The organism is Exiguobacterium alkaliphilum 12/1, from assembly GCF_000714435.1.
Taxonomy (GTDB): Bacteria; Bacillota; Bacilli; order Exiguobacteriales; family Exiguobacteriaceae; genus Exiguobacterium; species Exiguobacterium alkaliphilum.
On sequence record NZ_JJMW01000063.1, the window covers coordinates 39,100 to 64,009 of the forward strand.

General features: G+C 53.5%; 22 protein-coding genes. 7 read left to right on the forward strand and 15 right to left on the reverse strand.

What is annotated here, in order from left to right; all coding sequences use genetic code 11:
* The first annotated feature begins 18 nt into the window (after window positions 1-18).
* From RT52_RS12885 to RT52_RS12900, 4 genes are all read left to right on the forward strand, one after another.
* Complete coding sequence (locus tag RT52_RS12885; protein WP_034817854.1) at window positions 19-1,449, forward strand: MBOAT family O-acyltransferase; 1,431 nt, start codon at window positions 19-21, stop codon at window positions 1,447-1,449.
* Window positions 1,450-1,462: 13 nt separating this feature from the next.
* A complete protein-coding gene (locus tag RT52_RS12890) occupies window positions 1,463-2,680 on the forward strand; it encodes a DHHW family protein (RefSeq protein ID WP_245175547.1) in 1,218 nt (405 codons plus the stop codon).
* Window positions 2,681-2,703: 23 nt separating this feature from the next.
* Entirely contained in the window at window positions 2,704-4,095 is a 1,392-nt protein-coding gene (locus RT52_RS12895; protein WP_034817856.1) for a glycosyltransferase, read from the forward strand.
* A gap of 627 nt (window positions 4,096-4,722) precedes the next feature.
* Entirely contained in the window at window positions 4,723-5,223 is a 501-nt protein-coding gene (locus RT52_RS12900) for a YdcF family protein (protein ID WP_034817857.1), read from the forward strand.
* Window positions 5,224-5,247: 24 nt separating this feature from the next.
* On the opposite strand, the gene RT52_RS12905 is transcribed toward RT52_RS12900, so the two are convergent.
* The 3 genes from RT52_RS12905 to RT52_RS12915 all read right to left on the reverse strand — a co-directional run bounded on the left by RT52_RS12905 (window position 5,248) and on the right by RT52_RS12915 (window position 8,672).
* The gene (locus tag RT52_RS12905) at window positions 5,248-7,014 is read right to left on the reverse strand and encodes an acyltransferase family protein (RefSeq protein ID WP_034817858.1); all 1,767 of its coding nucleotides are present in this window, start codon (window positions 7,012-7,014) and stop codon (window positions 5,248-5,250) included.
* 158 nt (window positions 7,015-7,172) lie between these two features.
* Window positions 7,173-8,357, reverse strand: coding sequence for a chromate efflux transporter (chrA, locus tag RT52_RS12910; protein ID WP_034817859.1), 1,185 nt, complete (start codon window positions 8,355-8,357; stop codon window positions 7,173-7,175).
* Between the two features lie 6 nt (window positions 8,358-8,363).
* Window positions 8,364-8,672 carry a PadR family transcriptional regulator gene (locus tag RT52_RS12915; protein WP_034817860.1) on the reverse strand — a complete coding sequence of 103 codons (309 nt, stop codon included), beginning with the start codon at window positions 8,670-8,672 and terminating at the stop codon, window positions 8,364-8,366.
* Window positions 8,673-8,877: 205 nt separating this feature from the next.
* Here RT52_RS12915 and RT52_RS16055 point away from each other — a divergent pair, with 205 nt between their 5' ends.
* On the forward strand, window positions 8,878-11,562 hold the full coding sequence (locus RT52_RS16055) for an HD domain-containing phosphohydrolase (RefSeq protein WP_156028824.1): 2,685 nt from the start codon (window positions 8,878-8,880) through the stop codon (window positions 11,560-11,562).
* 35 nt (window positions 11,563-11,597) lie between these two features.
* Here the strand turns inward: RT52_RS16055 and RT52_RS12925 are convergent, their stop codons facing one another.
* The 3 genes from RT52_RS12925 to RT52_RS12935 are packed head-to-tail and all read right to left on the reverse strand — an operon-like array spanning window position 11,598 to window position 14,765.
* Window positions 11,598-12,701 (reverse strand): ABC transporter permease, encoded by a 1,104-nt coding sequence (locus RT52_RS12925; protein WP_034817861.1) that lies wholly within the window; start codon window positions 12,699-12,701, stop codon window positions 11,598-11,600.
* Entirely contained in the window at window positions 12,688-13,827 is a 1,140-nt protein-coding gene (locus RT52_RS12930; RefSeq protein ID WP_245175549.1) for an ABC transporter permease, read from the reverse strand. The genes RT52_RS12925 and RT52_RS12930 overlap by 14 nt, the downstream gene beginning before the upstream one ends.
* A 5-nt stretch (window positions 13,828-13,832) precedes the next feature.
* On the reverse strand, window positions 13,833-14,765 hold the full coding sequence (locus RT52_RS12935) for an ABC transporter ATP-binding protein (RefSeq protein WP_034804606.1): 933 nt from the start codon (window positions 14,763-14,765) through the stop codon (window positions 13,833-13,835).
* 136 nt (window positions 14,766-14,901) lie between these two features.
* Between RT52_RS12935 and RT52_RS12940 the strand changes: the two genes are divergently transcribed.
* Entirely contained in the window at window positions 14,902-15,300 is a 399-nt protein-coding gene (locus tag RT52_RS12940; RefSeq protein ID WP_034817863.1) for a hypothetical protein, read from the forward strand.
* Window positions 15,301-15,356: 56 nt separating this feature from the next.
* Entirely contained in the window at window positions 15,357-15,557 is a 201-nt protein-coding gene (locus tag RT52_RS12945; RefSeq protein WP_034804601.1) for a CsbD family protein, read from the forward strand.
* A gap of 28 nt (window positions 15,558-15,585) precedes the next feature.
* Here RT52_RS12945 and RT52_RS12950 read toward each other — a convergent pair whose 3' ends face one another.
* From RT52_RS12950 to RT52_RS12990, 9 genes are all read right to left on the reverse strand, one after another.
* Window positions 15,586-16,512 carry a CAP domain-containing protein gene (locus RT52_RS12950; protein WP_034817864.1) on the reverse strand — a complete coding sequence of 309 codons (927 nt, stop codon included), beginning with the start codon at window positions 16,510-16,512 and terminating at the stop codon, window positions 15,586-15,588.
* A gap of 135 nt (window positions 16,513-16,647) precedes the next feature.
* On the reverse strand, window positions 16,648-17,442 hold the full coding sequence (locus RT52_RS12955) for a hypothetical protein (protein ID WP_209325642.1): 795 nt from the start codon (window positions 17,440-17,442) through the stop codon (window positions 16,648-16,650).
* 335 nt (window positions 17,443-17,777) lie between these two features.
* Window positions 17,778-18,956, reverse strand: a complete 1,179-nt coding sequence (locus tag RT52_RS12960; RefSeq protein WP_245175552.1) for an exo-beta-N-acetylmuramidase NamZ family protein — start codon at window positions 18,954-18,956, stop codon at window positions 17,778-17,780.
* Between the two features lie 223 nt (window positions 18,957-19,179).
* The gene (locus tag RT52_RS12965) at window positions 19,180-20,736 is read right to left on the reverse strand and encodes a C39 family peptidase (protein ID WP_034817866.1); all 1,557 of its coding nucleotides are present in this window, start codon (window positions 20,734-20,736) and stop codon (window positions 19,180-19,182) included.
* Window positions 20,737-20,844: 108 nt separating this feature from the next.
* Entirely contained in the window at window positions 20,845-21,603 is a 759-nt protein-coding gene (locus RT52_RS12970; RefSeq protein ID WP_034817867.1) for an ABC transporter permease subunit, read from the reverse strand.
* Window positions 21,600-22,445: an ABC transporter ATP-binding protein gene (locus tag RT52_RS12975; protein ID WP_034817868.1), complete on the reverse strand. Its 846-nt coding sequence runs from the start codon at window positions 22,443-22,445 to the stop codon at window positions 21,600-21,602. The genes RT52_RS12970 and RT52_RS12975 overlap by 4 nt, the downstream gene beginning before the upstream one ends.
* Entirely contained in the window at window positions 22,442-22,648 is a 207-nt protein-coding gene (locus RT52_RS12980) for a PLD nuclease N-terminal domain-containing protein (RefSeq protein ID WP_051690367.1), read from the reverse strand. The genes RT52_RS12975 and RT52_RS12980 overlap by 4 nt, the downstream gene beginning before the upstream one ends.
* Window positions 22,649-22,757: 109 nt before the next feature.
* Entirely contained in the window at window positions 22,758-23,171 is a 414-nt protein-coding gene (locus RT52_RS12985) for a universal stress protein (protein ID WP_034817869.1), read from the reverse strand.
* Window positions 23,172-23,242: 71 nt separating this feature from the next.
* Window positions 23,243-24,724 (reverse strand): SulP family inorganic anion transporter, encoded by a 1,482-nt coding sequence (locus tag RT52_RS12990; protein WP_034817870.1) that lies wholly within the window; start codon window positions 24,722-24,724, stop codon window positions 23,243-23,245.
* Window positions 24,725-24,910: the final 186 nt, after the last annotated feature.

The window sequence follows — 24,910 nt, forward strand, 5'->3', positions numbered from 1 at the left end:
GAGAAAGGAACAGGGAAAATGCTATTTAGTTCCACAGTTTTTTTATTCTACTTCTTACCAGTCGTTTTACTCATCTACTTCTTATCACCGCGTGTGCTCAAGAACTCGATTCTACTCGTTGCAAGTCTGTTCTTTTATGCATGGGGGGAACCGAGGTTCGTCCTCATCATGCTCGCTTCGATTGTGATGAACTATGTCTTTGGGTTACTCGTTGATCGATACCGATACGAAGCCAAACCGTTAAAGTGGACGATGGTAGCAATGATTATCGGAAACTTAGGAATGCTTGGTGTCTTCAAGTATGCAAGCTTCTTCGTTGAAAATGTAAACTCGGTCATGGGCTTCTCGTTGAATGATCCTGAGATTCCGTTGCCGCTTGGTATCTCATTCTTTACGTTCCAAGCGATGAGCTATGTAATTGATGTTTATCGTCAAGATGGACGCCTGCAACGCAATATCTTTGATTTGGCACTGTATGTCTCGTTCTTCCCGCAGCTCATCGCAGGTCCAATCGTGCGCTATCAGACGGTCGCGGACGAGATTGTGGACCGGCGCGAGACCGTAGATGACTTTGTGAATGGTGTACAACGATTCGTCATCGGTCTAGGAAAGAAAATGATTTTAGCGAACAGTTGTGGCTATGTGGCGGATCAGGTGTTCTCGCAATCACCAGGAGACTTATCGACGACGTTAGCGTGGATTGGAATCATCGCCTATTCGCTTCAAATCTATTTTGACTTCTCTGGCTATTCGGACATGGCGATTGGTCTCGGACGGATGTTCGGATTCCATTTCCTCGAAAACTTTAACTATCCCTATATCTCGAAGTCGGTGTCTGAGTTTTGGCGTCGTTGGCACATTTCACTGGGGAGTTGGTTCCGAGACTATGTATATATTCCGCTCGGGGGGAACCGCTCGGGTAGCTACAGGACGTACCGAAACTTAACTATCGTCTGGTTGTTGACAGGTGTTTGGCATGGAGCGAGCTGGACATTCATCGCCTGGGGACTTTACTATGGAATCTTCATCATGTTGGAGCGGGCATTTCTCGGGAAATGGCTCGCGACATGGCCGGCATGGCTCGCTCATGCGTTCACTTTGTTTGTCGTCGTCGTCGGATGGGTATTCTTCCGTGCGGATAATTTTGAATATGCACTCGGCTATTTACAAGTCATGTTTGGCTTGCATGGAGGCGACTTGTTTAATCAGACGGCTTACTTCTATCTCGTCCAATACGGAGTCGTCCTACTTCTAGCGATGATTGCGGCGACACCGATACCGAAGTATGTAGTGGCACGCTTCTTGAAACACGAGTTAAATACAGAACGACCAGCACTTGCCGTAAGCGCTGGGGTAGCAAGGGCGACCTACGTATTGTTTATTTTTGCGATTTCTATATCGTATGTCGTTTCGAGCACATTCAATCCGTTTATTTATTTCCGGTTCTAAGGGAGGCTGCATGATGAAACGAATCTCATCTGATGAACTGAATCAACGAACACGTCGTAAACTGTCATGGATTACAAATACAATCATCCTGTTCAGTTTTCTAGGCATTCTATTTTACGGTTTAACCGTTTTTGCACTCGGTGAAGAGGAAGAGTCTTCGGATGTGGAAGGGCGGATGCTCGAAAAGCGTCCGGCCTTCAGCGTTTCGTCATTTTTAGACGGAACGTACACAGAGACGTTTGAATCCTCTGCCAACGATCAAGTATTTCAACGTGATTTATGGATTGAAGGCCAAGCTTGGTTTCAACGAAACATTTTAAGACAGCAAATGAATAATGGTGTCATCAGTTTAGACGGTGTACTCTATTCACCTGAGACGAACGCAAGTGAATATTCGGCGCTTGGTGAGTTCTTTAAGACGTTCCAAGAGGAGATGAAGGCGCAACAGGTGCCGGTCTATTTTGCTTCGGCGCCTAGTAAGCCAGTGTATGCGGCGCGAAATGGGATTTTTCCGCGTTACATTGAAACAGTGGACGTGGAAAATCGAGAAAGGCTTCACCAGCGTATAAACGAAGCGGATATACCGTTAATCGACTTGGAGGAGCGACTTAGGGAGATGGACGGTGAGGACATCTATTTCAAGACAGACCATCACTGGAGAGCGGAAGGCGCGTTTATCGGGTATGAGGAAATTATGAACGTGTTGACTGACGAATATCCAGAACTCCAAATGTTATCAATCGAGAAAATGGAAACGAAAACGGTGGAAGGGCCTTTCTATGGTTCAAGTGCACGGGAAATCTCCATTTCATACGTGCAGGAGGCTGATACATTCACCTATTTGGAACCAAAAGATGGCTTTACGACAACAGTCTGTCGAAACTTTGATGATTGCGGCCATGAAGTGCTTGACCGGGCTGTTCTTGAAGACACAACGGACTTCACCAACTACTATAATCTTTTTTTGGGCGACAACTATGCGCAATTGAAAATCGAACAGAAAGAGCCAATCAATGATCGGCATATCCTCGTGTTGAAAGATTCCTATGCGAATCCGTTGCTCGGTTATTTAGGTGAATCGTTCGGTACCGTATCTGCAATTGATGTACGTTATGCGGAAGGAAACGTCGACATCACGGATTATATCGAAGAAGAGCAGGTTGATCTCGTGTTGTTTATGCACAACGACCGTATTTCAGGGATGGCCAGCGATTACGAGGACGCATTCTAACTCGTATAGAGAGGGGGAATCTTATGAAGATACTCTTACCTGTATATTTTCATTCGGCGATGGGTGGTTTGCATTTGCATATTATTGCGTCGGTACGATATTTACGTAAACAGGGATATGAGGTGACCGTCGTGTGTAAACCTGGGCCATTCTCTGAAGAGATTCAAAGTCTAGGCGGTGAGGTCATCGAGACAGACTACACCAATCAAGATGTGCACCGTGTCATCGATGAAGTGTTGCCGCAATCGTTCGATGTCGTCTATGCGCACCCGTTCGACTCGAGGCAGTTAGGACTTGCTATCGCAGAAGCGAAAAATATTCCTTTTGTCCTCGTTATTCATGGGATGTATCATGACGAGATTGCTCAATACCATGAGCGGATTTCAAAAGTGATTGCGGTCTCGGAAACGATTGGTGACTATTTGATTGAACATTGCCCTGATGTGGCTTCGAAGATTGAAGTCATCTTCAATGGCGTGTCCGATTCATTCCGGCCGGGGGCTGTGCGTGAAGACCCCGGTCGATTGACAGGCATGTTTATATCGCGCATTGATGCGGACATGTTGTTTAATTTAGATGTTTTTTGGGATGCGCTTCAAGATGACGCAGTTAAACGCCTTCCGATTGATTGGGTTGTGGTAGGCGATGGGACACAACGAGGTAAGTATGAAATAAGGTATGCGGATGAATTGAAGGCAACCTCTCAGACTATTACGTGGACAGGATGGCTATCTCAAGAAGCATTACCTATTCAAATGCAACAAGCAGATTTTATCATTGCGCCTAGTCGAGCTGCGATTGAGGCGTTAGCAGTCGGTAAGCCGACCATCGCAGCAGGTAGTAAGGGATACCATGGGCTAATTACACCGGATACGTGGAAAGAAGCTGCCAAAACGAATTTTGGTGGAATTGGTTCGAGATATGAGGGGTATCAAAAAGGTGAAATCGGTAGAGACATTATTCGATTGACAGACCCAAAGGTGCGCAAAGAATTAGGAGAATTTTCTTCAGAGTTGGCGAATCGAGAGTTTCGTGACGACAAACCGCAACGTCAATTAGAGCATCTGCTTCAATCTGTGATTAGAGAAGGAACTACACCGATAAATATGAACGCGAGTTATCCGCATGTCCGCTATGAACAATTACATTTTCATCGGTCGGCTCAATTGCTAAGAGGCAAGCTTGAGAAGCAAAATACGAAACGGGAAAGAGCAATAGAAGAGCGAGACGAAGCGAGAAAAGAAGTGAAACGAGGCGAACAGAATTTGATAGCCATCAATCACTCGAACCGTAAGAAAGATCAAGAGCTCGAAAAATTGCGTGCTCAACTCAAAGAACGACAAGAGGCATATCGACGCCTTCTTCAACAGTTCAATAAAGAGCAAGCCGAAGCAAAACAGCGTCCGAATGAATAACAGTTCGTCTACTCATAAATTGAAAATCAAGGTGTCCCTCGTATGGGAGGACACCTTGATTTTTTAATGGACTCATTCTATCGTTCTTTACGTTAGTCTGCACGGCCCTAACGTCGATAAGTATCGGATTGCGGCCCGAAGGCAGGCAAGCTGCTCGTTGTAAGATTTGTCCGGTTGAATACGGAGATGAGTTAATGACTCTTCTTGATTTTGCCATTGCTCAGTCGGATGAATAATAAATTTGTAATAAGAATTCTCCATACGGACCACTTCGATTTCTGCAAAAAGTTTTGTATCACGTCGATAAGAAAATCGTGTTGACACAAAAGAAAAATCCTCCATCTCAGATACCATTTCCTCCCTTAAAAACCCTTATAAAAATCATTATAAGACAATTAAAAGTAAAAAAGAATTTATTTTTTCATATTATGGAAATGTTTAAAAGCATATATGACAATTATTTAGGTTTTTGTGTATATAATCTTATGAAAGAAGTATTATAAAAATCCTTCTTTAGCGGTTAACAAATATTTTAAAGATATGATTCAGCAAACAGCCAATCTTATATATAATAATGACCATAAGTGAAAAACATTGTTATGATGAGATTATTAAAAAAGGGGGCCAATGTTGAAGCAACCAGACGGCACGTATCGATACGTCCTCATCCTCGGGGCGAAAGTGAACGGGATCAAGCCATCGAAAGCACTCCGGCATCGGATCGAGGTGGCGGCTGCTTACGCGGCACGCTTCCCACACGTGGAACTGATTGCGACAGGCGGACAAGGGCCGGACGAAGGGATGGCCGAGGCGCTCGTCATCAAGCGGGAACTCATCGCCCGCGGGGTCAGCGAGGAGCGGATCCACGTCGAGGCCGCGTCGACGTCGACGTATGAGAACTTTCTCCTCAGCCGCGTGATTTGGGACGGGGAACCGGGGCTCACCGTCGTGACGAACGATTTCCACGTCCGCCGAGCCCGGCTCGTCGCACGTCTCTACTTCGGGCTGAAGACGGACGCGCTTTATGCGTTGACACCGGCTTCGGTCAAGCCGAAATATGTCATCCGCGAACAGCTCGCCTACATCAAGCTGTTCCTCAACTATATGCGCTGGAAGTGGCGCCCATGAAAAAATGACCTAGCAGCCGCTAGGTCATTTGTCGTTCATACAGCCGATCTCGTCTTCGAGCATCCGACCGAACGCCTCGGCGCCATCGATCGTCAAATGGACGCCGTCGCTTTCGAAATAGTCGCCTTTGCCGGCGGACGCCTCGTGCCAATCGATGAGCGTGACGTTGTCGTGCAACTCGCTCGCACGTTGGAGTGTTCTGTTCACATCTTGCTCCCACGGTCGCGGCACACGTGTGTTAATCAAGTAGACGCGGTCCGCGTGTTCGAACTGCCCGATTAACGTATCGAGCTGCTCCATCTTGAAGGCGCCGTTCGTCCCGAGGTGGAGGAAGACGACGTGGCCCGGTGCGTCATACGTTTGATACGTCGCGGCGACGTCTTGGGCGTCACGGACTTGGCGGCCGAGCTCGGCATCGATCTCCATGTTCGGGAAGGTGCTCCCGAGATACTCGTTCAAGCCGAGGAGGACCGAGTCCCCGATGGCGAGCGCCGGTGGACACGTGTCAATCGGACGCTCCGTTTCTTGTTCCGTCGCTTCTTCAGGCTTTTCAGGTGCCGGATTCGGTTTGACGATCGGAATCGCTTCGGTCCGCTCGTTCGCCCCACTGAAGGCGAGAATCGACAAGTTGCCGACGAGGACGAGCGAGAGGGCGGTCGCCACGCTCACGGTAGCGATGCGGCCTGGCGACAGGACGGGACGAAGGGATTGGATTGCCCCTTTGAAGCCATGATGGCGCACCGGCGTCTCGATGAACCGGTACGACAACTCGGCAATCGCGAGCGTCAAGGCGACTTGTCCGAACGCGCGGATCGGTTCGAACGTGCCGATTTGTTCAATCGGGGTCGTCAAGATGATGACCGGATAGTGCCACAAATAGATGCCGTACGTCCGAGTCCCGATTGTGCGAAGCCACTCGCTACCGAACAACCGGGCCCAGACGGTCGACGGGTGCGCCGTCGCGGCGATTAAGACGGCCGATGCCAACGCGACGAGCAAGAACCCGCCGTAATAGAGGAACGCACCGTACGCGCTCGCCCGCGTCATGATGACGAGGAGGGCGAAAAGCGCCACGCCGCCGCCGATGTTCAAAATACGGCGCCCGATGTCCGGCATGTCCCGTTTGAACGTGTCCGGTTGCCAACCGAAGGCGAGGACGGCACCGATTAAGAGGGCGAACAGGCGTGTGTCCGTCCCGTAATAGACGCGGCTCGGATCGGTGCCCGGCGTGAAGTTCACGGCCATCCATACGGCGGAGGCGACGAGCATGACCGAGACGACTTGGAGCAGGCGCCGCTTCGACTTCAAACCGAAGAGGAGCAGGAGCGGCCAGACGAGATAGAACTGCTCCTCAATCGAGAGCGACCATAGATTTTGAAGCGGGGACGGTTTGCCGAAGCTCTCAAAGTACGACACGTCATGGAAGACGTACCACCAGTTGTTCACGTAGACGAGCGCGGCGAGCGTGTCTTGCCGCACCGTGTTCAACAAGTCCGGTTCGAACAGCCAAACGACCGTCATGACGACGGAAAGCATGAAGACGAGCGCCGGCAATAGCCGCCGGAACCGGGCGATATAGAACCGTTTTAAATCGAGTCGGCCGGCGTTCGCCCATTCGCGAATCAAGATGCCGGTGATCAAATAGCCGGACAGGACGAAAAAGACGTCGACCCCGAGGAAGCCCCCGGTTATGTATGGTGTGTTCACATGAAATAAGATGACGGCTAAGACGGCGAACGTGCGCAGTCCGTCGAGGCCGGGCATATAGTTTGAGTGGCGCAACAGTTGCATGCTCCCACTTCCTTTCGTACGTTTCCCTATTGTTTAAAAAAAGATATCTTTTAGTATAGCGAGACGTCACCTAGAAAAAGTTTCAAACGATTAACATTTTCAAAACGAAAGTGGAGAAAAACAGGGAATGAAAAAAGGACCTCGAAAGGTCCTAGTCGTTACAGCATCTCGATAATCGTCCCGCCGATAACACCCGCGATGACGAGCGCCCACGGCGGCAGTTTCCAATAGGCAATCATGACGAACAAGAAGGCAGCAAAGACGAAATCGACGACGCCGTTCACCGTGCTCGTGAAGATCGGCTGATAGAACGCCGCAATCAAAATCCCGACGACGGCCGCGTTCACCCCGATGAGGGCACCGCCGACTTTCGGATTTCGACGGAGCGCGTTCCAAAACGGGAGCGCCCCGAGGATCAACAGGAACGCCGGCAAGAAGATGGCGAACGTCGCGAGCAAGCCACCTGGCACCCCGTCGATGACGGTCCCGAGGTACGACGCGAACGTGAACAGCGGTCCCGGTACGGCCTGGGCCGCCCCGTATCCGGCGAGGAACGCCTCTTCACTCAAGAAGCCGGCAGGGACGAGCTCACGCTCGAGGAGCGGCAAGACGACGTGACCGCCGCCGAAGACGAGCGCCCCGGCCCGGTAAAAGCTGTCGAACATCGCAATCGATTGGTTCTCGATCGTCTCACGTAAAATCGGCAAGATGACGAGAAGTGCCCCAAACAACCCGAGGAGCACGGCCCCGAGTCGTTTCGAGAGCGGGAACGTCGCCGATTTGACGTCCAAGTTTTGCGGCTTGAATAGCAAGAACCCGGCCAAGGCGGCGAGGACGATGACGAGCACTTGGCTATACGCCGTCTGGACGAGCAAGGCGCCGGCGAGGGCGAAGAAGGCGATCGTCCGCGTCTTCGCGTCCGGTGTGAGCTTCCCGGCCATGCCGAGGATGGCGTGGGCGACGATGGCGACGGCGACGACTTTTAAGCCGTAGAGCCAGCCGGCGTCCGACACGTCGAGCCCGGAGACGAACAGGGCGAATACGATGAGTGCGATGACCGACGGGGCGGTGAAGCCGATGAACGACGTGATCCCGCCGAGAATCCCACCTCGGACGATGCCGATCCCGATCCCGACCTGAGAGCTTGCCGGTCCGGGTAAGAACTGACAGAGGGCGACGAGGTCGGCGTACGCCTTCTCATCAATCCATTTGCGGCGTCTGACGTATTCCTCGTGGAAGTAACCGAGGTGGGCGATCGGTCCCCCGAACGACGTCAAGCCGAGCCGGGTCGAGACGAATAAAATCTCAAGTAACGTTTTGAGCGTTACGCGTTGTTTCTCCATGTGGTGTCACTCCTTTATCTCTTTAAACAGTTCATACGCTTTTTGGCGGGCTTCCGCCAAGACGACACGTCCTTTGTCGGTCGTCGTGTAGTTCTTCCGGATGTGGCCGTCGACGTTCTCGTTCGTCCGGATGAGCAAGCCGTCCTTCTCCATCCCGTGCAAAATCGGGTAGAGCGTACCGGCACTGATCGCATAACCGTGTTCACGGAGCTCTTCGACCATCCAGGCACCATACACCGGATGTTCTGCGGCATGGTGCAAAATGTGGATATGGATGAAACCGAGGAAGAGCTTCCTGAGGATGCGGTCTTCCATTGTGATCAACTCCTTAAAATCGAAATTCGATATCGATTACCGACATCAGTCTAACAAGAATGATGCAGACGTTCAACCGTTGAGACGTAACTTTACACAAACTTTACATGTACATATTCGGTTGAATGCATTCGGAAAATATAGGGAATTCATCGAAAATGAGGTAAACTGAAAAGTAGAAACTGACCCAGTAGGAGGGAATGACGTGACAGCACGCGACCATACTCAATACCAATCCTTGTTGCGCCATATGCCCCAGGGCTACGTCGAGTTCAAAGTCGTCTACGACGCGAACGGTGAGCCCGTCGACTATGAGTTCTTCGAAGTGAACAAAGCGTTCGAGAACATCATGAAAGCAAAGCGAGACCAGTTCATCGGCGGGCACATCACGGACGTGTTGAAAGACTTTGAATACAGCGAACGGGAATGGATCGCGCAAGTGGCCAAGGCGGTCAGCAGCGGGGAGGCCATCACGTTCGAACACTTCTCGCGTCGCAACAAGGCGTGGTATGAGCTATCCGTCTTCAGCGAGCGACCAGGCTACGTGACGACGATCTTTCATGACGTGACGCCGCACGTCCAGGAGAACAACGCCTTGAAGCAACTCGTCAACGTGTCGCATCGGTTCGTGTCGACCGGACGCGAACTGTTGATCAATCAACATTTCCTCGATCAAATCCGGTCGTTCACCGGGGCGAAAGCGGTGGCGCTCAACTTGATTGAAGAGGACGGCGAGACGTACTCGACCGTCGCACTGAGCGGTCTGAACGAGACGATCGAGCGAAGTTTGGACATTTTAGGGTTCCATCCCGTTGGCAAGAAGTGGGGGGTCTATCCGGAACGGGTCCGCCTGATGAAGCAGGACAACCCCATCATATTCAAGCACGTCGAAGAGCTGATCGAGAATCGACTCTCGAAGCGATTAATCAAAAACTTGACCCGCATCTTTGACCTCGGGCAAATCGTCTTGTTTAAAATTGAGAAGGATGGCGTGCTCTACGGCGACTTGACGATCGTCATGCAAGGGACAGACGAGCCGGACCGGCTTGGTCTCGTCGAATTATACATCCATCACATCCTCGAACAGATGATGAAGTCGGACCAACAGACGGGTAAAGCGAAAGACTCGATGTTCGAAGGGTTCGCCACCGTCGACCTCGAGTGCATCATGTCGCTCCAGAAACGGGACATTTTACATTTGAACAAACCGTGGGAGCGGGTGCTCGGTTTTCCACTCGAAGAACTCGAGAACATGGACTTCATCGGCCTCGTCCACCCGGATGACGTCGCGAAGACGGACCGTGCCTTCGCCGAGCTCGAGACGGCAAGGGAACTGTTCCGTTTCGTCAACCGTTACCGGACGATTGACGGGGACTATCGCTCCATCGAGTGGCATTGTAAAGTCCAAGGTAGTTACATTTACGCCGTCGCCAAAGACGTGACCGAACGCGTCCAGCTCGAGGAGGAGCTCGCCGAGCGTGACCGTCTGCTGACGAAGCTGTCCGACCAAGTCCCAGGGGCGATCTATCAGTTCGAGCGCCGGCCGGACGGCTCGTTCTCGTTCCCGTTCTTTAGCCGCGGGTTCGAAGAGTTGACCGGTGTGCTCGCCGAGGACGTTCGGAAAGACGCGAGTATCGTCTTCTCGAAGATCCATCCCGACGATCACCCGCACGTCATGGCGAGCATCGAGACGTCGTATCGCGACTTGACGATTTGGGACGCCGAGTTCCGCGTCTTCATGCCGGACGGGCATACGACGTGGATTCTCGGCTCGTCCCGCCCTGAGAAGCTCGCCGACGGGCACGTGCTCTGGCACGGCTATATCGGGGACGTCACGGAGAAGAAGAAGTATGAGATGGAGATCGAGTACTTGAGTTATCACGACCAACTGACGGGCGTGAAGAACCGCCGTTACTTCGATGAGGCGCTCCTCACGTATGACGAGGAAGCGTATTATCCGCTCACGCTCATCGTCGTCGACGTGAACGGGTTGAAGTTGACGAACGATGCGTTCGGGCATCTCGTCGGGGACCGGCTCTTGATCGAGGCGACGAACATCTTGAAGCGGGAAGTACGGGGCAAGGACACCGTCGCCCGAATCGGCGGGGACGAGTTCGTCCTCATCTTGCCGAACACGTCACCGAACGAGGCGCGGCAGCTCGCCGACCGATTGAGCCGGATGTTCCATGCCAAGTCGATCGAAGGGCTGCCAATCTCGGCGTCGTTCGGCGAAGCGGTGAAGCTTGATGCGTCGATGCCGATTATCGAGGTGTTCAATTTAGCGGAGGACCGGATGTACCATCATAAAGTATCCGAGAAGCAGAGCCGACGCCATCACTCGATTCAACTCATCATGCGGACGCTCTACGAGAAAATCCCCCGGGAAGAGGCGCATTCGCAACGGGTCGCTGAACTGTCCGGGAAGCTCGGGACGGCGATGGGCTTCACGACCGCCGAAGTGAGCGAGCTGAAGACGGCCGCCGTCTTGCACGATATCGGGAAAGTCGCGATCAGCAACGATATCCTCGACAAGACGGGGCCGCTCACCGACACTGAATGGCGCGAGATTAAACGCCATCCGGAAGTGAGCTACAACATCTTGAGCACGGTGCCGGAGTACGGCACGTTGTCCGAGATCGTGCTCGCCCACCACGAGCGCTGGGACGGGAAAGGCTATCCGAAAGGGATAAGCGAGTATGACATTCCGCTCGCCTCACGCATCATCTCGATTGCCGACACGTTCGACGTCATGGTGACGGGACGACCGTATCGTAAGGCGAAGACGGTCGAGGAGGCGCTCGCGGTCATTCGAGACGAGGCTGGCAAACAGTTCGACCCGATGCTCGTCGAGGTGTTCTTCGAGAAAGTCGTGCCGACGTTACAACGGTAAAGAGCGGGGCGCCCGAGTCGGGGCGTCCCGCTTTGTTATGTCGTCAGCGGCCGTCTCTTCAAGTAGAGCGCCGTCGCGAGAAAGAAGATGAGCGTCATCACGACGAGGACGGACAAGGACTGTGCCGGGAAACGGCCGGCGTACATGTCAATCACCCCCGCGTTGAACCAATACGTCGGAAGCAATCGCCCGACGACCGTCAACGAATCGGGCAGCCACGTCAAAGCGATGAAGGCGCCCCCGGTGATGGCGGCCGCCATCGTCACGGAGATTTGCCAAATGTTCGCCTTCTCCCGGTTCGACGCCGACACGGCGATGAGCGACCCGATGGCGAGACAGCTGCCTAAATACGTGAGAAAGAGCAGTGTGAGCACCGGCAGATGGGGGAGGATGTCATCCCGATAGAGCACGGAGCTGAAGGCGAGCAACATGAGGACGTACAACGTGCCGACCGCGAAAAACGAGCCGGTGAGCGACGCGATATAGCGGCGCGGTGAAATCGGGGCGGCGAATAGACGGGCATAAATCGATTCGTCCCGGTCGTCGGCGACGAATAGCGGGATGAACTGGAGGAACGCCGACATCATGACGAACGACAGGAGTCCGAGAAACGCCTGCGTCCGTGCCGTCGTCTGGACGCTCTCGCTGAACGGCTCGCTCGTGAGCGTATAGCCCCCCGATGGTTCTTCATCCATGAGCGTCCGGAACACCGTCAAGTCATAGTTGCTCGCCTCGAGCAGTTGTCGTTCCCGGGACAAGTGGGCGTTCAGTGCCTGTTCGACGAGGGCGGCGTCACTCCCTTCAGTCGCGCTGAAGGCGAGGCGAGGCGTCTCGGTTTGAAACATCGCTTCCGTGAACCGTTCCGGGATGACGAGGACGATATCCTGGCCTTCGAGGAACGTGTCTTCCTCCGCGGTCGAACGCAACAACGTCACGTCGCCGAACCGTTCGGCCTCTTCAATCAGGCGCTCGGAGAGGAGCCCGCCGTCGCGATCGAGGATGCCAATCGAGGCGTTGAGCGTCGACGTCGAGTTGAAAAACGACAGGACGAGGGCGAAACCGAACATCGAGACGAACGTGAACACCCATAACCCCTTCTTCCGCAGCATCCGTTTGGCGACGTGTCTAAACAGCACCATGGCGCTTCACCCCTTTCCAGAGCAACAAGCTGAGTGCGGCGAAGACGAGCACGTGAAGCGACAGCCAGCCGAGACTTTGCCAAAAGAGCGACGTGTCCGCGCCCCGCAACAACACGGCGAGCAGGCCGTCGCGCATGAAGATCGGCATGAAGACGTAACGGGCCCACGGTGCGTATGCGAGCGTCACTTGATCGAAGCCCGGGACGTAACCGCCCGAAAGAATCATGATGATGGCGACGAAGCCGTTGACGATCGCGTCTTTCGTCGAGTAGGCGAGGCGCGGCAGGCTCGAGATGAAGAAGCCGAACGCCGTGCCATACGTGGCGAGGGCGACCCAACCGATGAGGAGCAGCTCGAGGCGCACGTGATCGAGCGAGAAGCTCCGATAGACGAAATGGCTGAACCAGAACACGAGCACGAGCTGGAGGAAGATGAGCCCATAGCGGCTCACAGTCCGGGCGAGCCGATAGTCGATTAGCCGGACGGGCGCGGCCTGAATCCGGAGGTAGCTGCCGCGCATCGGCCGCTCATCGTTTAGCATCGACGTGATATAGAATGCGCCGAACAAGGCCGTCATGATGGAGATGGTGACGGTGAAATATTCGAGCGACGTCGGGGTGCGGCCCGACAAGTCGACGCTCTCGCTGTCCGTGAAGGTGAACGGTTCGTACGGTGCGGATGCGCCCGCTTCGGCGAGCAAAATCTGTTGATTGGCGATATCCGTGTATTGCGTGAGCACCGCCTCTAAAACGTCGACCTCGACCGTCGTCGGCTCTTCATATAACAGCGTCACGTCCGGCCCGACGAGATGAAGGATGACATCGGCGTCCCCATCGTTCACGGCCGCCTCGGCACGGTCGACTGTATCGTAAGCCGTGAGCGTCAGAAATTCACGCATGTCGTCCGACGTGAGGAACGTCTCGAGCGGTTCCCGATACGCGTCGGTCGATTCCTCGACGTAGGCGACGTCCGTCACCGGGAGTGAGAACTCGGTGCTGAAGATGGCCGACAACATCGTCCCGAGGCCGAAGATGAGGACGATTGGGAAGATGAGCATCCAAAACAAGGTGGACCGGTCACGCAGTTGCTGTTTGATGTCATATTTGATGAACGTCCATGTCTTCATGATGATCACTCCCGGAGCGTCTTGCCGGTCAAGGCGAGGAAGACGGTGTTCAACGACGGTCGGTCGACGGTGATGGCGGTGAAGCGAACCCGTTCGTCGTGGAGCACGTCAAGGAGCGGCGCGAGCGGGGTGTCTTTCTCGAGCGAGACGTCAAGGTACGGCTCCTCGTACTCGACGCGGCGCACCCGTTCGAGCGCCCCGAGCCGGTCAAGTAGGCCAGGGGTGAGCGCCTCGACTTTGATCCGTGCCGTCTCGAGCGTCATGACTTGGTCTTTCAACTCGTCTTGCGTCCCTTCGGCGATGATCCTGCCTTCGTCGACGATGGCGACCCGGTCACATAATAGCTCGACTTCCTCCATATAGTGAGACGTGTAGATAATCGTCGCCCCGCGGCGGTTGAGCTCACGGATATTCTCGAGAATCGTGTTCCGCGATTGCGGGTCGATGGCGACGGTCGGCTCGTCCATGAAGATGAGCTCGGGCTCGTGCACGATGCCACAGGCGATGTTGAGACGGCGAAGCAGTCCCCCGGACAGTTCCGGCGGACGTTTCTTTTGATGCGCGGTCAGTTCGACGAAGTCGAGGGCGGCGAGCGTCTTCTGCTTCGCCTCGTCGGGCTTGAACCCATACAGCTCGGCGAAGAACTGGATGTTCTCGAACACGGTGAGCTGGTCATAGACGGACACGTGTTGCGGGACGATGCCGACGCGTCGTTTGATGGCGAGCTCGTCTTTTGGCATCGATTGACCGAAAATGCGGATTGTCCCGCTGTCGGCCGGATACAAGTTGAGCATGACAGAGATGGCGGTCGTCTTACCGGCACCGTTCGGTCCGAGCAGACCGAACAACGTGCCAGCTTCGACGTGGAGGGAGAAGTCGTTCAAGGCGACGGTCTCCCCGAAGCGTTTCGTCACATGGTCGAGCGCGATGATGGACACGGGAACGCAGCTCCTTTCTCGTGAAAACCTATACAAAGATTTGTTCCCGTTTGCAGGGATTTTCAACGCCTCGTCGAATGAAAAACAATAGTCGGAGTATTCAGACAACTACCGGGAGATGAAGTGAGGGATTCATATGAAAGGATGGCAATTCAACAAAGGAGAATCGGGAGAGAAGTTCCCTGACGAGATGGCATGGGCGCTGTTTTGCATGGTCGAGCCGAAACGGATGGATGCGACGCTCCCGTTTTATTATGATGAGTCGGTGTTCCGTTTCTCGAACGGGAGCGAGTCGTTTTATTTCAAAGTGTCGCCGAGTTATCACGAGTTCGAGGTGAACGTCAAAGACGAGCGTGGAGAGCTCCTTTATTACCAGCTGCTCCGTACCGTCGGCAAGGTCGAAGTGCTCGAGGACCGGCGCGACCATGGCGAGCTCTTGATCGTCATGAGCGAGGACCGGGACCGGACGGTGACAACGATTGAGCTGACGGTCCGCCCGCGTTTTCGCGTCCTCGTCAAAGAGCACTATGTTTGAGTTTTTCTCACAGTGGTACATGAATTAGACACGATACCACAAGGAGGACACCACACATGAGTAAAGACGGATTGAACAAAAAAGTTGATGGATTGATCGATAAGGCGGCAGGCAAAGCGAAAGAAGCGGCCGGCAAGGCGACGGACAACCGTTCGCTCGAGCGTGAAGGGAAGAAAGACCAGGTGAAGGGCACGGCAAAAGAAAAGACCGGCCAGGCGCAACAAGACCTGGACAGTCTGAAAAACGATCGTCGTTAAATGGACGGGCTCACGACGAGCCCGTTTTTCATTTGGTCAAAAACACTTGGACGTGAATCGTCTGCCCTTGCGCATTTTTGGCCGCACCTGTCCCGAGATGGGTGAAACGGGTGTTCAAGATGTTGGCGCGGTGGCCGCTCGAGTTCATCCATGCTCGGACGGCTGTCGCCGGATCGCTTGACCCCATATAGATGTTCTCGCCCCAACCGCGATAGCTGACGTTATAGGCGTCGAGCGTGTCACCCGGGCTTCCGTTCTCACGAAGCTGGTGCGAGAACTGACCGGTGCGCGCCATCTCATCGGCCCGGACTTGGGCGACGCGGTTCGCTTCCGCCGAGGCACCGAGAACCGACAGGCCAGCCGCCTGACGCTCTTTGTTCGTCTCGCTCAAGACGGACACGGTCGCAGGTGCGGTGAACGTGACGTGTTTCGCCATCAAGTAGCCCGTTTGCGTCCCGACTTTCACTTTGTACCAACGGGTCGGACCGGTGTAGCGGTAGCTGATCGTCTCGAACTTCGTGCCTTGGCGGAGGAAGGCGAGGTTCGACGAGACGGTCGAGGCGCCCGACTTCAAGTAGACGCTCGATGGCGCGACGTAGGCCGTCTGTTTATAAGCGACCTCAGCTGTCGACAGCTTCACGTAGGCGGCCGGGACGTAGGCGAACCCGGCACCCCATTGAATCTTGTACCACGGCGTGCCGTTGACGTTGAACGACGTCCGCACCGTCATCGTGCCGTTCCGGGGGATCAGACCGAGCCGAGCGGCCGAGAGTGACGGGGTCTTGCGGACCGGCAGTTGGCTGATGCCGGTGACGCTCCCTTTCGTGTTGACGGCGGTTTCCGTATAAGCGGCCTCGACCGTTGTCGGTTCGAGCGGCAACGGGGACGTCGACGGGGTGAACGTGAGCGTCGCCGCGAGGGCGGCGGAGGTGAGGAGTGCGATTGGTTTTTTCAAGGGGATGGCTCCTTTTCGAGTAATCTACCTCCATAATATATTGAGAAGGGGAATGATGGGTATTACCATTTCGTTACAAAACAGGCAGACTCAGATGAGCCTGCCTGTTTGATCATATGCGGACTAATAAAAACTTTAATTTAATTCTGAAAACAATAGTCTTGCTTCATCTGAGGAAGAACCATAATCAGTATTAGTATAAGATATAGAAACTATCTCACCTTCTTTCAGATTAACAACTACATCATTATTTGTAGCAGTGAACGTTTGGTCTCTGCTTTGTCCATTTTCGTCATTGTAAATTGAGATACCCCATCCTAAATTATCATAGTCGGGGTTCATCTTAACTTTAGTAGAAAGCTTATACTCACCAGGTAATATATCTCTTCCGACAATGAATTCACCTATTCCCAACTCATTAGAAGGCTCAACCTTTTCAGGGACCGCATTGAACTTAACTTTGGAAATGTTCATAAATTCGAGCACATCTCCTTCAAAAAGAATAATCCGTATTTTAGAAGGGTAGTCTCCAGAATTATTTTCTGCTCCGCCTACCCAATTGATGAACAATGCAGAAACATCAGCTCGCTCTCCTAAGATATTTCCTGAACCACCAATGATTTCGAGATCATAAATCCCAGGTGTAACTTCTTCTTGTTCACCAATAGTTATCTTATCCGTAACATAGAGTTCATCTGTTTGAGTCGAGAGCGTTGCGAGTTGATTTAAAATATCAAGGGTAGAAGCTTCATCTTGATTCGTTTCATCTTGTGTCACTTCTTCTGTAGAGTTTTCAACTTCCTGTGTTTCATTCTCGCTACTTTCAAGAGAGTTGTTCGTTCCATCTCCGCAAGCTCCCAAAAGTATGACCGAAGATAGAAAGAGTCCTGTTATAAGGTTTCTTTTATAAGTCATGTGAAAGAAAGTCATAATAATCCTCCTTTTATTTATTTTGTGAAATATACCTTAATTATATCATGTTCAGTTCTCATAATACTTTTATTCACGAATTTATTCCTTAAAAATCCCAAAAAAAGAAGTGAATATATATGAACCTATTTCTATCGATAGATAATTATAAATCGCTCTAAATAATTTGTTCATGCTTTGGGCCAGAACATTCACAAAACGAATGTTAAATATTGATTTTAAGCATCGTATGAAAAGTGATGATTTTTGCGTGCAAAAACCTCTCTTACTAGACAGACAGAATTGTAAGTTCGTCTGTTTGTCTTTCAGAGAGGATACTTTCGAGTTATGTTTTTTTATTTATACAACAAATACTCTTTCCGAATCGGCAAGAACGCGTCACGCTCGGCATCGACTTTCGTCATGATCGCCTCGAGCGACTCGCCGGCGAGGATCATGTCCTTGACGTAGGCGTTCCCGGTCAGGCGGGTGATGAAGTCGTTCGCGAGGAACTCGAACTCATCCGGATACAAGTCGTGCGCCGTCTTCACCATGGCGATGCCGGTCTTGACCGCCTCGAACTTCGTCGGCTCGGTGACGTACACCTCGACGCCGTGCGACAGTTTGCCCGCGTTCTTCGAGAACGTCGGTGTGAACGAGGCGGCGCGGAACGTGACGCCAGGGAGTGCGAGGTCATTCAACGTTTGGGCATATTCATGCGCTTTGATGTACGGTGCGCCAATCAACTCGAACGGCTTCGTCGTGCCGCGGCCTTCCGATAGGTTCGTCCCTTCGAATAACCCGGTCGCGGGATAGACGTTGACCGTGTCCGTCGTCGGCATGTTCGGTGACGGCATGACGAACGGGAGCCCCGTGTCCTCATACAGCATCGAACGCTTCCAGCCTTTCATCTTGACGACTTCGAGGTCCGCTTGAATCTGATACTCTGTGTTGAACAAGCCGGCGAGCTCGCCGACGGTCATGCCGTGTTTGAGCGGAATCGGGTAGAGGCCGATGAAGCTCGAGTAGGCCGGGTCGAGCACAGGTCCGTCGACGCGGAGGCCGCCTTGCGGGTTCGGCCGGTCGAGGACGACGAACGGGATGTCGTTCTCGGCCGCTGCTTCCATCGCATACGCCATCGTGTAGATGTACGTGTAGTACCTTGTGCCGACGTCTTGGATGTCAAAGACGAGCACATCGATATCCGCGAGCATCTCCGGTGTCGGTTTCCGCGTCGCCCCGTACAGGCTGTAGACGGGGAGGCCGGTCACTTCATCGATGTATGAGCTGACCGTGGCCCCAGCCTGGGCGTCACCGCGCACGCCGTGCTCTGGACCGTAGAGCGCCGTCAGTTCGAAGCTGTCCGCGTTGTGGAATAAGTCGACGATGCTCGTCATCGACGAGTCGACACCGGTCGGGTTCGTGATTAAGCCGACGCGTTTGCCGTCGAGTAGCGATGTGTCTGACATAAGCCGTTCGACCCCGAGCTCGACTTTTGGCTTCTTCGGCACCGAGTTGGCATCCGTCTCGAGCATGACGAGCGATGAGGTGATGAGCGTCAGGGCAGCGACGCCCCCAATCCATTTCTTCATAAAAATTCCTCCTTCAGAAAATGTAAGCGCTTCACTTATTTAGTTGAAGTGTAGCATTCTGTATTTTTAATTCAATATATTTTATTGAAAATAGGAAATTTTATTTCTCAAAATGATTCAGAATACCTAAAAAGAGCCAGACGCGTATACGTCTGACTCGTAAGTGTTAGCGGACGGATAACGCCTTCCAGCCGGTCGCCCTCATGACGGCGCTCACTTGTGACTTCGGGATCACCAAGCGGCCGCGATACGGGTCGTTAATATAGAGGTTGTTCTTGTCATAGCCCGTCGCAAGCATGACGTGATAGTTCAAGAAGCCGGTGAACTTTTGGTTCGAGGCCGTGTACCAGTTGAAATAGCCATACGGCGTCTTAAAATCGACGCTCGCCCAGACGATGACCGGGTTCCCCATCGACAGCTCACGCTCAATCGAGGCGAGCCCTTGCCCAGACATGTCTTTCACGGGCCGATATTTGCTCGAGAAACCGATCATGCCTTTCGGATAGATACCATAGTTCCGATACTTGCCGAGCGTGCCTTTCGGGTCGCCGGTGAACATGACGTTCGGGTCGACCCAGCGGTACAATCGATTCTCGTAGCGGGCGTTCCACATGCTTTTCGGCATCTCGCGATAGAGCGTCTCGGCGCTGACGACCCGTCCTTTTTTCTCGAGCGCCATCTTGAGCGAGAAGAACTCACAGCCGGACGGATAGCCCATCTGGAACTGACGATAGAGCGGGACGTTCATCTTGTAGACGGACAAGGCAGGGGCATAGGCGCCGCGGCTGCCGAACGTGGCGTTGCCGACGCGCTTGTTTTTGTACATGACACCGGACGCATCGAAGAAGTACCAGTTGCCGTTAATCAATTGCCAATCCGTTTTCTTCGTGAGGGCGGGCGCGAAGTATTCGTATTGGGTCGTATACTTCCAACCGGTCTCACGGACGCCGGTCGAATGGAAGTGATACGTCACGCCGTCGAGCGTTTGCTTGCCACGTAACCGGTAACCGTACGTCGGATGCAGGCCGTACACTTTTCCGCCGATCGTCTGGAGACCGTGACGACGTATGCCGTCCGTCCCGAAGAAATAGACGTTCGTCCCGTGCGTCTGCCAACCCGTCGCCATCTTCCCGTTCGTAAGAAATAGATATTTCTGTCCGCTGACGGTGTACATGCCGGTGCGGATGATGCCGTCAGCGAACAGATAATGGCGGTTTCCGTTAATCGTCTGCCACCCGGTCAAGAGGGCACCGTTCGGGGCGAAGTAATGCCGGTTGTTCGATACGGTCCAGAACCCCGTCAACATGACACCGGTCGAATGGAAGAAGTAGCGTTTGCCGGCGACGGTTTGCCAACCTTTTTGCATCACGCCGTCGACGCCGAACAAGTACGTCTTCCCATCGATCGGTTGAAAACCAGTTGCCATCTTCCCGTCCGGAAAGAGATAGTATCGTTTCCCATCAAGGGAGAGCCAACCGGTGGCGAGGGCACCGTCCGGATTGAAATAGTATGTAGCCTGCTCAATCAATTGCCAGCCTGTCACCATGATCCCGTTCGAATCGAAGTAATACGTCTTCCCGTCAATCGTCTGCCACCCGGTCAAAAGCGTCCCGTCCGTCGCCGTGTACACCGTCCCGGCCGGTGTCGTCTCGAACCCGGCCTCGGCGTGAATCGGCAAGAGCATGGCGAAACTAAGCACCACCATCCACACATATCGCTGCATTCGTGTCCCTCCATCACTAAATAGAATTGGAATTATTTTGTAATCATTCTATACCCGAAATGAAGAGGGATGAACGACTGAAAGGGACCCATTTTTCTAGGACGTCAATCAGGACGATTTGCTCAAAAAGCGCAAGTACTTCGAGGCGAGGAATAGACAGAGACCGACGAGCAACAGTCCGCTCAGCAACGCCCAGAGCGGCTTCACGTCAAGCAGAAGCGCTTCCCCGGACAAACCGCCGAGCCGCCACGGCAGCCAGTCCCACTCGAGCCAACTGATGAGGAGCGACAAGACGAGATGGCCGCCGAGCGTGATGACGAGTGCGACGAGGCCACTTTCGAGCAAGGCCGCGAACAAGAAGAAAATCGAAAGTTGGACGACGAAATGGGCGATCAACAGCCCGGTCGACACGAGGAAGTCTGTCACATTGAACGTGTCGAAGAGGATGAACGTATAATACGCGGCCGTTCCTTGGGCGAGTAAAAGCGAGACGGTCGAAAGGAGCGTGTAGTGTCCCCATTTACTGACGACGATGCGCGTCGCCGGGATGTTCAATGATTTCAGCCAGGCGAGCGTACCGAGTGTCCGTTCTTGGCTGAACGTATGCATCGCCGACAACAGGACGACGAGCAGACCGATTTGCCGTAACTGCTCACCGGCCGACAACAGCACCTCGGCCGGTGAAGGCGCGGGGATCTCGATGACGGCGCCTTCCGGCAAGTTGCCGCCGGCTGCCAAAATGTCGGGTAAGAAGTAGAGCGTGAGCGGCTGCATCGCAGCGAGCAACATGAGTGCGACAGGGACCCAAATGAGTCGTTTGTTGCGCCAAGACTCGTTCCACTCTTGTTTAAAGATGGCGGTCTTCATGCGTTCACCTCCAAGAAGAGTGACTCGAGCGACGGATGACCGACGTGGAGAGATTGGACACGCAAGCCACGTTCGAGGATTGTTCGCAAGATTGCTTGTTCCGTCACGTCTTTCGCTGACGTCTCGAGTTCCCACGACGTCCCGGAGCGCGTCACGCGGACGACGCCAGGTAGCGCTCGCCAAACGTCCTCGGTCGTCTCGTCAGCGAACAAGCGGAGTTGGATCGACGACTTCGACCCAAGTAGGTCCGTAACTGTGCCTTCCATAAGAAGCTTGCCTTGACGGAGCAACAACACCCAATCGCTCGCTTCCTCGGCATCCGGCAAGACGTGGGTCGAATAGAGAATCATCCGCTCGCGTTTCAAGTCGCTCAACAAATCGAGCACTTCACGGCGTCCCCGCGGGTCGAGCGCCGACACCGGCTCATCGAGGAGCAATAGTTCCGGGTCATGGACGAGCGCTTGGGCGATGCCGAGACGTTGCCGCATCCCGCCTGATAGTTGAGAGGCGGGTCGGTCGACCGGGTCGAGACCGACGCGGGCGAGCAGTTTCACGGGATCCGGTTTCGTTCCCGTCAGTTCACCAGCGTACCGGATCGTCTCGACAGGGGTGAGCGATGGATAGAGCGCCGGGCGCTGCGGCAAGTAACCGATACGAATGCTGTCATGACCAATCAGTTTACCAGACGTCGGCGTTGTCACCCGAGCCATCATGTTGAGCAATGTCGTCTTACCGGCCCCGTTCTCGCCGAGGAGTGACGTACAGCCGGGACGGAGCGAGAAGCTGACGTCATCGAGCGCGGTGAACGTGCCGAACCGTTTCGTGAGATGGTCCACTTTCATCGTTTCGTCCGTCCCCAGAGGAAGTAGATGATTGGCCCGAGGATATTCATGAACAAGATGACGAGTAGCCACACCCACTTCGGCCCGTTCGTCTCATTTCGCTTAAATAGGTCGATTAACGCGAACGTCAGCAAGACGAGCTGTAAAATGAGTAGCGGCAATAAGATGAGCAATAACATGCCAGAATCGTTTGCGATTTCCATATGAGTCCCTCCTTATTCAAAACATTCTTTACTTCCATTCCACATCTGCCGGTCAGTTCCTGTATCGGACACAAAAAATCCCTTTCTCGCGGCGGAGAAAGGGATTTACTCATTTGACGATGATGACAGGGGCGAGTGCACGTTTGGCAAGTTTGTGGCTGACGCTGCCGAGCACGAACTCTTGGAACGCGTTCAACCCGCGTGACCCGACGACGACGTACTCGTACGGTTCGTGGTTGGCGTACTTGACGAGTTCAACGTCCGGTTCGCCACGAAGCTCGATGTATTCATACTCGATGCCTGCTGACTCAATCAAATCGAAGAGTGGCTGTAGCATCCGCTTTCGTTTCGTCTCGAGGTCGATCTTCCCAGTCGAGTTGAGCGCGGCTTCTTTTGACTCTTTCGCGCTGACGACATGAACGAGATCGATTGTAGCGTCTGATGCCTTGGCGAGTTGAATCGCTTTCTCAAGCGCACGTTTCGAGTGGGCAGATCCGTCTGCCGCGATAAATACCTTTCCCATACAAGTCCTCCTCTTTCACACAGTCTCTTTTTAGTATATGCGATTGACCAACATGACGGACAGCAAATTCATCAATGTCCGGCGTTCGCATCTTGTTGTTTCAAATGGAGTGCGAGCGTGTTGAGCAATTTTTCCGAGTCTTTGTTCAAGTTCAACAGTTCCGGCTCGATTCCGAGGGCACGGTATTTGAAGACGACTTTGTCGATGGCGCCGATGGCCGAGTCATCCCATAAATGCGTGTTCGCGAAGTCGATCGTCACGTGTTTGATTCCGGCTTCCGCGTCTTCTTCAAGGTCGAACCGGTTGACGAATTCGGACGTCGAGGCGAAGAACAGTTGGCCGTTCACCGTGTAGTGGACGTTGTCTTGCTTGAAGTTCCGGTCGAGCTCGACTTTCGAGATTTTGGCCGCGAAGAGGATGGCTGCCGTCAAAATCCCGGCGAACACACCGAGCGACAAGTCGTGCGTGATGACCGTCACGAGTACCGTGACGAGCATGACGACCGTGTCTGATTTCTGCGCAGTACGAAGTCCTTTGAGCGAACCCCAATCGAACGTCGCGTACGAGACGAAGAACATGACGCCGACGAGGGCGCCGACCGGGATGAGCATCAAGATGTCGCTCATCGTCATAATCATGATGAACAAGGCGAGCCCGGCGACGAACGTCGACAGGCGGCCACGGGCACCGGACGAGACGTTGATGACCGATTGGCCAATCATCGCACAACCTGGCATCCCGCCGAAGAAGCCGGCGATGATGTTGGCGATGCCTTGACCTTTCGATTCGCGGTTTTTATTCGAATCCGTACCGGTCATGTCATCGACGATTTGTGCGGTCAGGAGCGACTCGATCAATCCGACGAAGGCGAGGGAAATCGAGTAAGGGAGGATGATCATCAACGTTTCAAACGTCAACGGGACGTTCGGAAATAAAAATTCCGGTAGCGTTGCGGAAATCGTCCCCATGTCGCTAATGTTTTTCGTCTCAAGCCCGAGCGTGACCGCCAAAATCGTCATGACGACGATGGCGACGAGCGGCGCCGGGATGACTTTGTTGATGCGCGGGAACAAGAAGATGATGGCGAGCGATCCAGCGACGAGCGCCCAAATGATCCAGCTCTCACCTTCAAAGTTCGTCAACTGCGCCTGGAAGATTAAAATCGCCAAGGCGTTGACGAAGCCGACCATGACGGCACGCGGGATGAATTTCATTAACCGGGCGATGCCGAAGTAACCGAGCGCGATTTGAATGATTCCGGCGAGTATCCCGGCAGCGAGTAAATACTGCAACCCGTAATCGGCGACGAGCGAGACGATGACGAGCGCCATCGCACCGGTCGCGGCCGAAATCATGGCCGGCCGGCCCCCAGCGATCGAGATGACCATCGCGATGATGAACGAAGCATAAAGCCCGACCATCGGATCGACACCGGCGATGAGCGAGAACGCGATCGCCTCTGGGATGAGCGCGAGCGCGACGACGAACCCCGCGAGGACGTCGGCCCGGACGTTGCCGAGCCAATCTTGTCTTACTGTATTTAGTTTTTCCAAAAGAACACACCTCTCTATATTTTTGACTTTGACCTCCGAGTCTCACGAAGATCAAAATGCGCATTATATGAAGAAAGTGTTCCTGCCGACACCTAGTTTCACAACGTCGTTTATCATACCCAACTTTTTCAGGAAAGACAATTGCTTCTCGTTAAAAACTATGTTAGTTTCATAACGTGAAGGTTA